Annotated in this window: 13 protein-coding genes and 1 tRNA gene; 8 read left to right on the top strand and 6 right to left on the bottom strand. The window is 69.5% G+C overall.

Translation table 11 applies throughout. The features are described from left to right. Window positions 1-339 precede the first annotated feature (339 nt). From J4O73_RS00070 to J4O73_RS00055, 4 genes are read right to left on the bottom strand one after another with little or no spacing between them, the layout of a single operon-like run. Window positions 340-1,665: an NTP/NDP exchange transporter gene (locus J4O73_RS00070; RefSeq protein WP_426213972.1), complete on the bottom strand. Its 1,326-nt coding sequence runs from the start codon at window positions 1,663-1,665 to the stop codon at window positions 340-342. Further along, the gene (locus tag J4O73_RS00065; RefSeq protein WP_426213971.1) at window positions 1,662-2,399 is read right to left on the bottom strand and encodes an NADPH-dependent F420 reductase; all 738 of its coding nucleotides are present in this window, start codon (window positions 2,397-2,399) and stop codon (window positions 1,662-1,664) included. Before J4O73_RS00065 ends, J4O73_RS00070 begins: the two co-directional genes overlap by 4 nt. Beyond that, window positions 2,389-3,291 (bottom strand): aldo/keto reductase, encoded by a 903-nt coding sequence (locus J4O73_RS00060; protein WP_426213970.1) that lies wholly within the window; start codon window positions 3,289-3,291, stop codon window positions 2,389-2,391. Before J4O73_RS00060 ends, J4O73_RS00065 begins: the two co-directional genes overlap by 11 nt. A gap of 33 nt (window positions 3,292-3,324) precedes the next feature. Beyond that, window positions 3,325-3,660 carry a hypothetical protein gene (locus J4O73_RS00055; RefSeq protein WP_426213969.1) on the bottom strand — a complete coding sequence of 112 codons (336 nt, stop codon included), beginning with the start codon at window positions 3,658-3,660 and terminating at the stop codon, window positions 3,325-3,327. A 134-nt stretch (window positions 3,661-3,794) separates the two neighbouring features. Between J4O73_RS00055 and J4O73_RS00050 the strand changes: the two genes are divergently transcribed. The 3 genes from J4O73_RS00050 (at window position 3,795) to J4O73_RS00040 (ending at window position 6,727) form a co-directional block, all read left to right on the top strand. Beyond that, window positions 3,795-5,765 carry an OPT family oligopeptide transporter gene (locus J4O73_RS00050; RefSeq protein ID WP_426213968.1) on the top strand — a complete coding sequence of 657 codons (1,971 nt, stop codon included), beginning with the start codon at window positions 3,795-3,797 and terminating at the stop codon, window positions 5,763-5,765. Between the two features lie 93 nt (window positions 5,766-5,858). Continuing rightward, window positions 5,859-5,935, top strand: a tRNA-Met gene (locus tag J4O73_RS00045). A gap of 468 nt (window positions 5,936-6,403) precedes the next feature. Further along, entirely contained in the window at window positions 6,404-6,727 is a 324-nt protein-coding gene (locus J4O73_RS00040) for an ArsR/SmtB family transcription factor (protein WP_426213967.1), read from the top strand. 5 nt (window positions 6,728-6,732) lie between these two features. Here J4O73_RS00040 and J4O73_RS00035 read toward each other — a convergent pair whose 3' ends face one another. Together J4O73_RS00035 and J4O73_RS00030 are read right to left on the bottom strand one after the other, a co-directional pair. Beyond that, entirely contained in the window at window positions 6,733-8,049 is a 1,317-nt protein-coding gene (locus J4O73_RS00035; RefSeq protein WP_426213966.1) for an ATP-binding protein, read from the bottom strand. Beyond that, the gene (locus J4O73_RS00030) at window positions 8,046-8,708 is read right to left on the bottom strand and encodes a response regulator (protein ID WP_426213965.1); all 663 of its coding nucleotides are present in this window, start codon (window positions 8,706-8,708) and stop codon (window positions 8,046-8,048) included. The genes J4O73_RS00035 and J4O73_RS00030 overlap by 4 nt, the downstream gene beginning before the upstream one ends. Before the next feature lie 98 nt (window positions 8,709-8,806). Here J4O73_RS00030 and dsbD point away from each other — a divergent pair, with 98 nt between their 5' ends. From dsbD to J4O73_RS00005, 5 genes are all read left to right on the top strand, one after another. Continuing rightward, window positions 8,807-10,576 carry a protein-disulfide reductase DsbD gene (gene dsbD, locus J4O73_RS00025; protein WP_426213964.1) on the top strand — a complete coding sequence of 590 codons (1,770 nt, stop codon included), beginning with the start codon at window positions 8,807-8,809 and terminating at the stop codon, window positions 10,574-10,576. Window positions 10,577-10,611: 35 nt separating this feature from the next. Continuing rightward, entirely contained in the window at window positions 10,612-11,229 is a 618-nt protein-coding gene (locus J4O73_RS00020; protein ID WP_426213963.1) for a DsbA family protein, read from the top strand. Further along, the gene (locus J4O73_RS00015) at window positions 11,229-12,035 is read left to right on the top strand and encodes a L,D-transpeptidase (RefSeq protein WP_426213962.1); all 807 of its coding nucleotides are present in this window, start codon (window positions 11,229-11,231) and stop codon (window positions 12,033-12,035) included. The genes J4O73_RS00020 and J4O73_RS00015 overlap by 1 nt, the downstream gene beginning before the upstream one ends. Continuing rightward, window positions 12,019-12,486: a DsrE family protein gene (locus J4O73_RS00010; protein WP_426213961.1), complete on the top strand. Its 468-nt coding sequence runs from the start codon at window positions 12,019-12,021 to the stop codon at window positions 12,484-12,486. Before J4O73_RS00015 ends, J4O73_RS00010 begins: the two co-directional genes overlap by 17 nt. A gap of 204 nt (window positions 12,487-12,690) precedes the next feature. Continuing rightward, window positions 12,691-13,033, top strand: a 343-nt coding sequence (locus J4O73_RS00005; protein ID WP_426213960.1) for a YeeE/YedE family protein, incomplete at its 3' end; no start/stop codon positions are given.

Below are 13,033 nucleotides of genomic sequence, written 5' to 3'. Positions count from 1 at the left end.
GCGGACTGTGCTGCGCAGATTCTTTTCCGGAACCAGGCTGTGGTACTGCCGCCTCAATCCGAAAAACCGTGACGGTGAGACGGTGAGACGGTGAGACGAGGGCAATTTGTTATCCTCCGAGCCATCGCGGAAGCCGCAGTCGGTCGAGAACACGGAAACGCGAAGCTGAGCGGACGTGAGGGGCCGTTCGCGAACAAGGTCAAACTTCTCTGTAAGCACGGATCTGTATGGACAGAGTTCCGTGTGCTTTAGGCCAAGCTCATTTGAGAGCACTCCCTGTGGGGATTCCTCAAATCAGGACAAGCTTTGCCGAGAAATGACATGCGACGACGGCGGTGTCTATTCGGCTTCCAGCCGCCGCCGTTCCTGCGCCCGGCCGAGCCAGAGACTGTTGAAGAACCACAGGATCGAGAGCGGAACGGCCACGCCCGACACACCGGCCGTTCCGAGCCCCAGGGCGCCGATACCGGTGAAGGACCATGCGCCCGCCTGATCGCCCAGGCGGTAGACCACCGTGTCGATGAAGCTCTTGGCCTTGTAGCGGTCCTCGCGCGGGACGACGGTGAACAGCACTTCGCGGATCGGCCGGGCGATGGCGAAATTGCCCGCCCGGCGCAGCACCTGAAACGCCACGATGACCGCGATGGTCGGGGCGAAGGCCAGGGCCGCGAAGCCGAGGACGCTGAAGGCGGGGAGCAGCGCCAGCGTCGCCGCCACGCCGATCCGACCGACGATCCGGCCCGTCAGGAAGAGCTGCACGCCGAGCGTCAGCACGTTCACCGCGAGGTCGACGCTCGCGAAGAAGGCGGTCTGTGATTGCCGGTCGGGGAAGCTGCGCTTCGCAATGCCCGCCTGCTCGAAATACAGGTAGGTCGAGGTGATCGAGAACAGCAGCAGAAACAGGCAGATGTTCAGGAGATAGGGCGAGGCCAAGGTCCGCGTGATCCCGGACCAGATGCTGCCGCCGATGGCGGAATCCCGCGTCTCCCCCATCTCGGTCGAGCCGGGCATCTCGTGGAGTTGCCGCGCCAGCCGGGCGAGGCCGCGCATCGAGAACACCGCCGCCTCCAGCAGCACCACGGCACACAGCATCAGCCCCCAGGTGGGCACGTTCTTGGCGAGCCCCGCCGTGGTCGCGGACCCGGCAATGGCGCCGAGCGTCGCCCCGGCTGCGATGAAGCCGAAGAGCCGCCGCCCCTGCTCGTTGGTGTAGACATCGACGATGGTCGCCCAGAAGATCGAGACGACGAACAGGTTGAAGATCGACAGCCAGATGAAGAACACCCGGCCGATCCACACGACCCATTCCGGCGGTGCCAGATAGAGCGCGGCGGCGAAGCACAGGATGTTCAGCGCGAAGAACCGATAGGTCAGCGGCACGAACCGCGCCCGTGGCAGGCGCTTCACCAGCCAGGCGAAGGGCACGTTCAGCGCCAGCATCCCGATGAGGGTGGCGGTGAAAAGCCAGGGCAGGTTCTCGATGCCTCCCGCTACGCCCATCTGGTCGCGGATCGGCCGCAGGACGTAGTAGGCCGCGAGGATCGAGAAGATGTAGGCCCAGGACCAGGCCAGGGCCGGGCCTTCGCCCGGCCGGATATCGATGAGCCGCGCAAGGGTCCCGCGCCGGGGCGCGACCGCCTCGCCGCCACTCGGGTGGTCATTCACTTGGCCATCCCGAGCTTCTCACGCAGTTCCGGCGCGGTGACATTGTGCCCGAAGCCGGGGGCGCCGATGGCAACCTTGTCGGCGTCCTTCAACCCGCCGATCACGACAGGATCGAACCCGGCATCGCGCACCAGCCCTTCGGCGACCTTGAGCGCCTCCGGATCGTCCCCCGCGATCGGGATCGCCATGCGACCGCCCGCGCGATCCTTGCCGCCATTGGCGCCTTCCTTGGCGAAGACCTTGTAGTTGGCGGTGCTGAATGCCCGCACCAGCTTGGCTCCGGGAAAGTACTTCGCGGAGGTGATCCCGAGGCCATTCTTCTGCACCTCGTCGTAGAGCTCGCCATCGCGCTTCTGCGTGGCATTGCCGGCATCGAGCACGACCTTGCCCTTCAGGAGCGGGCCGACCTCCTTCGACAGGTCCGGATAAGCCTTGTACGGCACCGCCAGGAACACGGCGTCGCCGAACTTGATCGCCTCCTCGGGCGTGCCCGCCTTGGCCTTGGGCCCGAGTTCATCGACGAGCGGCTTCAACTGCTCGGGATGGCGCGAGGCGAACATCACCTCGTGTCCGTCCTTCACCCACAACCCACCGATCGTGCCGCCGATATTGCCGCCGCCGATGACGCCGATCCGGATCTTGGCCGTTTGGTCCTGCGCAAGCGCGGGGGTCGCCGCCAAGGACAGGACGGCGATCGCGAGCGCCGCGCGGCGCGTGAGCTTCTCAAAGCGCATCGATGAAAGCCTCCATCTGCTTGCGTTGCCCGGCATCGGGCAGCGGATCGTGGGCGGCGCCGAGGTTGTCCTGGACATAGGCCGCCTTGGCCATGCCGGGGATCGGGCAGGTCACCGCCGGGTGGCCGAGGACGTATTTCAGGAAGAACTGGGGCCAGGTCGCGCAGCCGAACTCCTTGGCGAACCCCGGCACCTCCTTGCCCTGCACCGCCTTGAACAGCCGGTCGCGCCCGAAGGGCACGTTGACCATCACCGCGATGCCTTTCTCGGACGCGAGCGGAAGGACGCGCTCGGCGGCGGCGCGATTGTCGATGGCGTAGTTCACCTGCACGAAATCGAGCTTCTCGGCGCGCATCACCGGCTCGAGCCCGTCGAACTGATTGTCCCGCCAGACGGTGACGCCGACATAGCGGAGCGTCTTCTGCTCCTTCAGTCCGCGCAGGACAGTGAGGTTGTTGGCCGTGTCGATCAGGTTGTGGACCGCCACGAGGTCCAGGCGATCCGTGCGCAGACGCTGGAGGGATCGGGCGACCTGCGCCTTGGTTTCCTCGCTCCCGCGCGTGTCGACCTTCGTCGCCAGGAAGACCTTCCGGCGGAGATCACCCTCGGACAGGATCATGCCGAGCACATCCTCGGCGGTGCCGTAGCTCGGGGCCGTGTCGATCACCGAGCCGCCGAGCTTCACGAAGGTCTCGACCGCCTCTCGCAGCGGCTTCACCTGCTCCGGTACGGGCGCGACCTCGTAGCGGCGCGACGTGCCGATGCCGATGGCCGGAAGGGTCTCGCCGGAGGAAGGGATCGGCCGCCTGATCAGCGGGGCTTCGGCCATGGCGCGCTGCGCGACCGGCGCGAGGGCGGCGGCGGCGAGGAGGGCGCGGCGGGACAGGGGCATCGGGCTCGTCCTTCTGGCGATGAGGGGGCCGTGTCAGTCTTCCTCGGGCGGGTCCTCGAACTCGGCGCCCTCCGTGTCGGGGGCGATGCGGAAGCGGTACTCGTCGATGGCGAGAAAGGCTCGGTGCGCGGCCTGCACATCGATCCCGTCGCGGACCACCAGGGTCTGGAAGTCGATGAACAACCGGGCGATGCGTTCTTCCTCCGTGAGCTTGGCCAGCGCCGAGGAACTGGCGCCGGCCCGCATGGCGAAGCGTTTGGCGGCGTCGCCCTCGGAGAGCGGCAGCACCACGACCTGCCCGGCGGTCTCCGGCCGAAGGTCGGCCCACCGGGCCGGCGTCCAGGCGATAATGGCCTCGAGTTGCTTCATTGTGTCCCGATCCGCTCCCCGCGATCGCCCGTCCCGATCGGGGCTCAGATAGGGGAGGCTTCTCTCGAAGGCCAACACGTTGTCGGGGCCGCCCGGACGTGGTGTCTTGCGCGCAAGGGAATGAACGGGGTTCCATGGACGCCAGGAACACGGTCGCCGACGCGGCGGGACGGCACGGACGGGAAATCACCCTGCGGGGTCTCGCACTGGGCGCCGTCATCACCGTCGCGTTCATGGCGGCCAACGTCTACATGGGTTTGAAGACGGGCATGACGTTCTCGTCCTCGATCCCGGCGGCCCTGCTGTCGATGGGGGCGCTGCGCTTCGTGGGCGGCGGCATCCTCGAGAACAACATCGTGCAGACGCAGGCCTCGGCGGCCGGCACCCTGTGCAACGTCATCCTCGTCTTGCCTGGCCTCGTGCTCATCGGGACGTGGCACGGCTTCCCGTTCTGGGAAACAAGCCTTGTCTGCCTCGTCGGCGGCTGGCTCGGCGTCGCCTTCTCCATCCCCCTGCGGCGTGCCCTCGTTACCGGTAGCAACCTGCCCTATCCGGAAGGCATCGCCGCCGCCGAGGTGCTGCGCGCCGGGCATACGGAGGAGGGGCGCGGCGGGCTGTCGACCCTGCTCGCCGCCGCAGCAGGGTCGGGACTCGTCGCCTTTCTCACCAACGGGCTACGGGTGCTGGCTGACGGCGTGCTCACGGCCTTCTCCGTGGGTGGAGCGGCCTTCAGCATCGGAAGCGGCTTCTCCCTCGCCCTGATTGGGGTCGGCTACCTCGTCGGCATCGGTGCCTGCCTCGCCTTGCTCACCGGCGTGGTCATCGCCTGGGGCCTCCTCGTGCCGCTCCTGACCGCCTTCGGCCCGTCCGCCGGGGGCAATCCGGGAGAGGCGGCCCAGGCGGTCTGGTCCAGTCAGGTGCGCCTCGTCGGCGCCGGGATCATCGCGGTCGGCGGCTTCTGGACGGTGGCGGCCCTCGCCCGGCCCATCCTCGCAAGCATCAAGGCCGCGGCCTCCGCGGCAGGCCGCCCGGCACGGGATCTGCCCCGGCAGGAGCGCGACCTGCCGATCCTGTGTGTGGGGCTCGGCGCGCTGGCGTTGAGCGTTCCCCTCGCGGGCCTGTTCCTGCGTTTCAGCATCGAGGCCGGCCTCGGCGGCGCTGCGGCGGTGGGAGTCACGGCGGCTTGCGTGGTGTTCTGCCTCGTCTTCGGCGCGGCGATGGCGGCCGTGTGCGGCTATCTCGCGGGATTGCTCGGCTCGTCCACGAGCCCGATCTCCGGCATCGGCATCCTCGCCGCGATGGTCGGCGCCATCGCGGTGCCCCTCGTCCTCGGCACGACCGCTTCGCCGGACCTGCAACGCTTCGGCATGGCGGCGGTGCTGCTGGCCGCCTCGGTGATCGTCACCGCCTCGTCCATCGCCAACGATAACCTTCAGGATCTCAAGACCGGCCAACTCGTTGACGCGACGCCCTGGCGGCAACAGGCGGTGCTGCTGCTCGGCGTGGCGGTGGGCTCCCTGGTGATCGTGCCGCTGCTGTCGCTGCTCTATTCCGCCTATGGCTTCGTCGGCGCCCTGCCGCGCCCGGGTATGGATCCCCGCGAGGCGTTGGCGGTGCCCCAGGCGGCGCTCGTCACCCAGATCACGCAGGGCATCGTCCACGCGACCCTGCCTTGGCCGATGCTGCTGCTCGGGGGGCTGATCGGTCTCGCGGCGGTGTGGCTCGAAGTGCGGGCGAAGCGCCGGGGCTTCAGCTTCCCCGCCCTGACGGTGGGGATCGGCATGTACCTGCCCCTGTCGGTTGAGATGACGATCGGGCTCGGCGGTTTGCTGGGCTTCCTCTGCGAGCGTGCCCTGCGGCGGCGCGATCCTTCAGCCCTCGAACCGTCCCGCCGCCGGGGCGTCTTGATCGCTTCGGGCCTGCTGGTGGGCGAGAGTTTCGTCGGCGTCGGCCTGGCGGCGATCGACGCGGCTTCCGGCCGGACGGGCTCGCTGTCCCTCGCCAGCGCATTGGGGGCTAGCACCGCCCTGTCGCTCGGCCTCGCCGTCTTTGCCCTGGGCCTTGGCGCCATCGCCGCGGCGCTGATGCGGCCCCACACGAATTGAGCGAGAACCGCGATGCGCCCCGTTGACACAAAGCGCATGCTCTCCCTATACCCCGCCGGTCGACGACGCCCTCAGGGGCCGGCGACGCTGTGGGGCGGGGTAGCTCAGCTGGTTAGAGCAGAGGAATCATAATCCTTGTGTCGGGGGTTCAAATCCCTCCCTCGCTACCAAAAATTTCCGAAGCTCCGCTAGGCACTTAGCGGGGCTTTTTGTTTGCCTTGCTCTCTGCGGGTGTCGGCTTTAAATCCTAAAATAGCGCCGGATGCGATGGGCGGTCTGAAACAAGAGAGCAAGCCCTGCTACTCGCGCCCCACCTCAGCCCACTTCGAGGGGCGTCCGCTAACCAGCAATCTGGACGGTTTCGAATGGCCACACCTAGCCGTAAGCGGAATGGCCGCTTCCAGGTGGGAGCGCTCATGCAGCGGATGGCCTTCTATCGACCTAGCTACGCCGAAAGGGGCCGGTCTGCTTCGGTGAGGATGGGCGCCTTCCGCGCGGGTGGCGAACTCCATTGAGACGAGAGTTCCTGGCCCGAACCGCTGACCTTGCCGGTATGCGCTGTGATGGTCAGACGGAATAGACACACTATATTAGGGGCAGCTAAATAAGCGAGTACCACTGATTCAGGAGCGCCGCCGATGGACGCCGTCAAGCCAAGCGAACTGATGCGGCTTCAGGACAAGGCCTACGACGCGGCACGCCTGCTCCGGCTACTGGCCAACGAGAAGCGTTTGCTCATCCTATGCCTGCTGGTCGCTCGCGGCGAGATGGACGTGACGAGCCTCGCCGAGGCGGTCGAACTCAGCCAGTCGGCCCTGTCGCAGCACCTCGCCAAGCTGCGCGAGGACGGGCTGGTCGCGTACCGCCGCGAAAGCCAGACGCTCCATTACAGGCTTGAGGATCCCCGCGTCGCCCAGGTGCTGACGACGCTCAAGGACATCTTCTGCCCGGAACTCGGCTGACCGCGTCAGGCGCGGACGATCTCCGCCTCAAGCCCCGGGCGATCCGGCCGGTTGCGCAGCCGCAGGCTCAGCCCGCTCCGGCGGGACGCTATCTCGGCGATGGCGAGGCCGAGGCCACTTCCCGTCGCGCTCTTATGGCGCCCGCGGAAGAAGCGCGTCGTGACGTGGGGCAGTTCCTCGGCGGGAATCCCCGGCCCCTCGTCGCGCACCAGTACACCGTCGCCACCGGGTCGCGCCGTCCACTCCACCGTGCCGGCCTCCATGTGCTGCACGGCGTTCTCGTGCAGGTTACGGACCGCCAGACGCAGGCTCTCGGCATCGGCCCGCAGGGTGTAGCCGCGAAGCCCCGGGTCGATCACCGTGCGGACTCCCGGCGGCACCCGCATCCCGTCGACGGTCTCGGCTACCAGCGCGCCCACATCGACCTCCGCCAGGGACGGCATCTCCCCGGCCGCGTCGAGCTTGGCGGCGTCGAGCAGTTGCCGGACGAGGCGGGTGGTGCGGTCCACGGCCGTCAGGATCTGGCGCAACGCCGCCTTCGCCACGTCCGGGTCAGTGGTGGCCATGGCGACCTGCGCCTGGGTCTTCAGTCCGGCCAGCGGCGTGCGCAGTTCGTGCGCGGCGAAGGCCGTCACCTCCCGCTCGTGCCGACGGGCCGCCTCGACCTTGAGGAACAGCCCGTTAAGGGCGTCGGCCAAGGGCCGGACCTCCGCCGGAGCCCGGCCGGCGTCGATGGCGCTCATGTCGTCGGCGTCGCGGCCCGCGAGGTCGCGGGCCATCCGGCGCAGGGGGCGCAGGCCCCGCCCGAGACTCGCCCAGATCAGCATCCCGAGGAACGGCACGACGAGGAGCGCGGGGGTGACGAGGCCCATGATGAGGTCGGTGACGAGGCGCTCGCGCAGGCCCAGGCGGTCGCCGACCATGACGCGCACGCCCTTCTCGGCGTCCTCCACCGTGAACACCCGCCAGGTCTCGCCGTCGACCTCGCGCTCGGAGAAGCCGGCCGGTGCGTCGGTCAGGCGCCGCTCCGGGGCCCCGCTCGACCGCGCCACCATGCGCCCGTCCAGGGACCAGATCTGGCAGGAGAGCTGCCGCTCGTAGGACATCGGAGCAGGGATGGTGGAGTGTGTTCCATCGGGAGTCGAAGCGCCAACCGTTCCCACGAGGGAGCCGACCATGCGCGCGGCCTCCTGCAGGCGGGTGTCGAGTACCTGCTCCACCTCGCGCTTCGAGCCGAGGTAGATCCAGGCGACCGCGCTGAGCCAGATCAGCCCGGTCGCGAGGAGCAGGATCGCGAAGAGCCTGACGCGCAGGGATGTCATGCCGGCGCCCTCATCCGGTAGCCGAGGCCGCGCACGGTCTCGATGGCGTGCTTGCCAATCTTGGCGCGCAGGTTGTGCACGTGGACCTCGACCGCATTGCTCTCGACCTCCTCCTGCCAGCCGTAGAGCCGCTCCTCCAGCTCGGCCTTGGAGCGGAGGACGTCCGGACGTTCCATCAGCGCCGCCAGCACCATGACCTCGCGCCGGGACAGGCCGACCGGCACGCCATCGACCGTGACGGTGAGGCTGCCGGGATCGAGCCGGATGCCCCCGTGCTCTAGGATGGCAACGGCCCGTCCCGAGGCCCGGCGGACAACCGCGCGGATGCGGGCCGAGAGTTCGTCGAGGTCGAAGGGCTTGCCGAGATAGTCGTCGGCGCCGCCGTCGAGCCCGGCGATCCGGTCGGCCACCGCGTCGAGGGCCGTGAGCAGGACGACGGGCGTCCGGTCCTTCCGGCGGCGCAGGCCGCGCAGCACGTCGAGGCCGGAGCCGTCGGGTAGCATCAAGTCGAGCACGATGGCCGAGAACGCGCTCGTGGCCAGCGCCGCCTCGGCGTCGGCGCAGGTCGCGACGCAATCGACCGTCGCCCCGCCGAGGCCGAGCCCCGCCCTGAGCCCGTCCGAGAGGATGGGATCGTCCTCGACGACGAGGATGCGCATGCGTGTCTCCCCCTGACCGTCCCTCATCCTCCGGGCCTGGCTTAAGCCTGGCTTAAGCTGCGTTTTTGACCTGCGGCGGGCCGATCCGGACCCCGCCCATGCCGAAGCCCCTCGCACACCTCATCCTCGCCGCCCTGGTCTGGGCGGGCGCCGCGCCGTGGTCGCCGGGATGGTCGCAGGAGGGCGCCGCGCGGCCAACGCCCTTCACACTCGTCGCGAGCCGCGACGCGAACCTCTCGCTCCACCTGCGCTGGACCATCGCGCCCGGCACCTACCTTTACCGCGACAGGATCCGCGCCGAGGCCGGTGCCGGCGCGGAGCTTCCCGTCAGCACGCCGCCCGCGCAGACAAAGGACGACCCGAATTTCGGGCCGACCGAGGTCTACCACGACTCGGTGGAGGCCATCGTGCCCAGCGCGGCGCTGGCCAGGCTGCGGGAGGTCCGGGTCACCTACCAGGGCTGCGCCGAGCGTGGCCTCTGCTACCCGCCGGTCACGAAGCGGCTGGACCTTGCCGCCCTGGCGAGCGCCGACGCATCCCATGGCGGCGAAGCCACCCCCGCAGGCGAAACGGCCGCCGCGCCTACCCGCCGGGACGTCTTCCCCGCCGGACCGGCGGCCCTCCTTGTTGGCAACCTCGTCGGCGTCCTGGCGGGCATGTTCGGGCTCGGCCTCCTCCTGGCGTTCACCCCCTGCGTCCTGCCGATGGTGCCGATCTTGTCGGGCATGATCGTCCGCTCGGGCCAAGGCCTCACGCCGGGGCGGGGCCTCGCGCTGTCCGGAAGCTACGTCCTCGCCATGGCTGCGGCCTATGCCAGCCTCGGCGTCGCGGCGGCTTGGCTCGGCCGCAACCTGCAGGTTGCGCTCCAGACACCGCTCGCCCTCGGCCTAATGGCCGCCGCCTTCGTCGCGCTTGCCCTGTCGATGTTCGGCCTGTTCGATCTGCAGGCGCCGCGCTGGTGGCGGGACCGCTTCGGCGCCCCGGCGGCGCAGGGAGGATCGGTCGCCGGGGCCGCGTTCCTCGGCTTCAGCTCGGCCCTCGTCGTCGGACCGTGCGTGACGCCGCCGCTCGCCGCCGCACTGCTCTACGTCGCCCAAACGGGGGATGTCCTGCGCGGGGCGCTGGCCCTCTTCGCCCTCGGCCTCGGGATGGGCGCGCCGCTGGTGCTGGTCGGCGCGTTCGGTGCGGGCATCCTGCCCCGGTCCGGCCCTTGGCTGGAGCGGGCGAAGCAAGCTTTCGGCTTCGTCTTCCTCGCTCTCGCGGCCTCGCTCGTGACACGCCTGCTGCCGGACGGATTGTCCCTCCTGCTTTGGGCTGCGCTCGCCATCGGCACCGGGCTGGCGCTCGCGATGCTGACCACGAACGGCCGTCCGTCATGCGCCGGTCGCGCGGCCGGCTTGGTGGCCTTCGCCTATGGGGGGCTCCTCTTGTTCGGGGCTGCGACGGGCGCGGACGACCCGCTGCGGCCCCTCGCCGGCCTCGGCTGGTCGCAAGCGGATCATGTCGCCGGAAGCCGCACGGTCTCCACGCTTTCCGCCTTCGAGGCCACGCTCCTGGCGGCCCGAGCCGAGGGCAAGCCGGTGCTGGTCGAGTTCGCCGCCGACTGGTGCACCGTCTGCCGGACGAACGAGCGGACGGTCCTCGCAAATTCCGGCATCCGGGAGCGGCTCAAGGCCGTCTCGGTCATCCGCGCCGACGTTACCCGCGACGACGCCGACACCCGCGCCCTGATGCGCCGCTTCGAGGTGGTCGGCCCGCCGACCCTCATCCTGATGCGCCCCGACGGCGGCGAGATCGGCGAGGCCCGCACCGAGGGCGAGCTCACGGTCGAGGACTTGGCGCGCCGCCTCGCCCTCGTCGGCGCTTGAGCCATCCCCCTTTCGACACTTCCAAGGAGACCGTCATGGACCGCAGGACCCTGCTCGCCCTTCTGCCCGCCGCAGCCCTCGCACGGCTGGCCGTCGGTCCCGCCCGCGCCGAGGGCATCGACGCCAACGCCATCCTCAACGACCCGGAGGCGCCGGTCTCGGGCAACCCGAAGGGTGACCTGACCATCGTCGCCTTCCTCGATTACAACTGTCCCTTCTGCAAGAAGGCCGAGCCCGACCTGCTCAGGCTGGTGAAGGCGGACGGTCGCATCCGCCTCGTCCACAAGGACTGGCCGATCCTCGGCGAGGCTTCCGTCTACGGCGCCCAGCTCGCCCTCGCGGCGAGGTACCAGGGGCGCTACGACGACGTGCATCGCACGCTGATGGGCATCCCCGGCCGCAAGATCCCGAAGGAGCGGATGCTGGAGGCGGTGTCCGCCTCCGGCGTCGACATGGCCCGGCTGGAGTCGGACCGGGCGTCCCACCAGGGCGAGATCGCCGCCCTGCTCCAGCGCAACCTCGACCAGGCGGACGCCCTCGGCCTACAGGGCACGCCGGTCTTCCTGATCGGCCCGCTCAAGGTCGCTGCCGCCCTCGACTACGACGGCTTCAAGCAGGCGGTGGCACAGGCGCGCGCCAAGGGCCGCTCGTAATGCGGCCGGTCCTGCGCCTCGTGGCGCTCCTCGCGCTCGCCGCAGCGCTCGGGGCCTGTTCGGCCTCGATGGGTGCCCCCGGTCCGGTCGCGGAGGTGGGGCCGCGCCTACCGGCGGATGCTGTCCGCCGCTATGCCGCCATCACGGACGAGCCGTTCCCGGTCGATGCGGTCGAGCCGCACGACCTCAAGGCCCGCAACGTCCGCCAGGTCGTGGACTATCCGACCCGGCAGCCGCCCGGCACCGTGGTGGTCGATCCTTACAGGCGCTTCCTCTACCTCGTCATGGAGGGCGGCAAGGCGATGCGCTATGGGGTCGGAGTGGGCAAGGCCGGCTTCGAGTTCACCGGGGAGGCAACGGTCGCGCGCAAGGCGTCCTGGCCGCGCTGGACGCCGACCCCCGACATGCTCCGGCGTGACCCCGACCGGAACGGGCGTTGGGCCGGGGGCATGCCCGGGGGCGCACGCAATCCCCTTGGTGCCCGGGCGCTCTACCTGTTCAAGGACGGCAAGGACACGCTCTACCGCATCCATGGCACCACCGAGCCCTGGAGCATCGGCGAGGCGGTTTCTTCCGGATGCATCCGCATGCTCAACCAGGACGTCATCGACCTGCATCGACGCGTGCCCACCGGCTCGAAGGTCGTCGTGCTCGGGTCGCAGGGCACCGCACACGCCGCGCGGCCGGCCGCGCCGGAGACCACCGGCAGCCTCGACCGTGCGCGCCTCGACGACCTTTCGCGCGGCGCCTCGGCGGCGCCCGAACCCCTGACGGACGATGGAGTGGCGGATGACGACGGTCTTTAGGAGCCTGATGCTGGCGGTCATCCTCGCGACGATGGGCATCGGGACGGTCCGCGCCGGTTCGGAGGCGCCGGCCGGCTACTACGCCGACCAGAAGGTGGTCTATCACAACGGTGGGGGCGGCCCGAACGGATCAGCCTACTTCAAGCGCCTGCTCGCCAACCTCCGCAATCACGTCGAGGCCGTGGGCAAGGCGCATGTCGAGATCCGCGTGGTGAGCCTCGGCGACGGGGTCGGGCTTTTCCAGTCGGCTGCGAATGACAAGGAGCTCGCCGGCCGCATCGACGCGCTCAAGGGGATGGGCGTGCGGTTCCTGGTCTGCGCCAACACCCTGCGCGAACGGAAGATCGACCGCACCACCCTGTACGGCGTCGGCGAAGACGACCTCGTGCCGAGCGGCGTCGCCGAACTGGGGCGCCTGCAGGGCATGGGGTTCGCCTACATCCATCCCTGAGGTCTGGCACGGCCTCGGCAATCGACCGCGGAGCCCCGCTGGTGCGCAGCCGCACCTGACCCTCGGTCGACTCTCCGCCGGGTCGCATTCCCGCTTGCCGTTACATTAGATTTTGCTAAATGAGCATAATCTAATGTTCGCGCGGGCAGCGTTCCCGCGGCCGGTTCGGGCACCAACCCGGATCGCGATTCGGGACAGATCGAGATGGAAGGCTTCACCCCCGTCAGCGCGGTTCTCGGCGGAGCGATGATCGGAGCGTCCGCCTCGCTGCTGCTCCTCTTCAATGGACGCATCGCGGGCATCAGCGGCATCCTCGGCGGACTGCTCGCCCCACCCTCGCGCGAGACCGGATGGCGGGCCGCCTTCGTGGCGGGCCTCGTCGTGGCGCCGCTCGCCTATGCCGGCCTGGGGGGCAGCCTTCCGCCGGTGACGGTCGGGGCGTCGTTCCCGATCCTGGTCCTCGCGGGTCTGCTGGTCGGGTTCGGGGCGCGCCTCGGCGCCGGCTGCACCAGCGGCCACGGCGTCTGCGGCATCGGCCGCGGCTCGC

Origin of the sequence: Methylobacterium sp. NFXW15, assembly GCF_049887755.1 — a bacterium.
In the GTDB taxonomy this organism is placed as follows: Bacteria; Pseudomonadota; Alphaproteobacteria; order Rhizobiales; family Beijerinckiaceae; genus Methylobacterium.
The sequence above is the reverse complement of the archived record's forward strand: the minus strand, read 5'-3'. Positions and strand labels throughout refer to the sequence as shown.

Excerpts from the sequence above, each read along its gene's own strand:
- J4O73_RS00065 (WP_426213971.1), bottom strand. The coding sequence starts at position 2,399 with ATGCGCTTTGAGAAGCTCACGCGCCGCGCGGCGCTCGCGATCGCCGTC.
- J4O73_RS00060 (WP_426213970.1), bottom strand. The coding sequence starts at position 3,291 with ATGCCCCTGTCCCGCCGCGCCCTCCTCGCCGCCGCCGCCCTCGCGCCG.
- J4O73_RS00055 (WP_426213969.1), bottom strand. The coding sequence starts at position 3,660 with ATGAAGCAACTCGAGGCCATTATCGCCTGGACGCCGGCCCGGTGGGCC.
- J4O73_RS00050 (WP_426213968.1), top strand. The coding sequence starts at position 3,795 with ATGGACGCCAGGAACACGGTCGCCGACGCGGCGGGACGGCACGGACGG.
- J4O73_RS00040 (WP_426213967.1), top strand. The coding sequence starts at position 6,404 with ATGGACGCCGTCAAGCCAAGCGAACTGATGCGGCTTCAGGACAAGGCC.
- J4O73_RS00035 (WP_426213966.1), bottom strand. The coding sequence starts at position 8,049 with ATGACATCCCTGCGCGTCAGGCTCTTCGCGATCCTGCTCCTCGCGACC.
- J4O73_RS00030 (WP_426213965.1), bottom strand. The coding sequence starts at position 8,708 with ATGCGCATCCTCGTCGTCGAGGACGATCCCATCCTCTCGGACGGGCTC.
- dsbD (WP_426213964.1), top strand. The coding sequence starts at position 8,807 with ATGCCGAAGCCCCTCGCACACCTCATCCTCGCCGCCCTGGTCTGGGCG.
- J4O73_RS00020 (WP_426213963.1), top strand. The coding sequence starts at position 10,612 with ATGGACCGCAGGACCCTGCTCGCCCTTCTGCCCGCCGCAGCCCTCGCA.
- J4O73_RS00015 (WP_426213962.1), top strand. The coding sequence starts at position 11,229 with ATGCGGCCGGTCCTGCGCCTCGTGGCGCTCCTCGCGCTCGCCGCAGCG.
- J4O73_RS00010 (WP_426213961.1), top strand. The coding sequence starts at position 12,019 with ATGACGACGGTCTTTAGGAGCCTGATGCTGGCGGTCATCCTCGCGACG.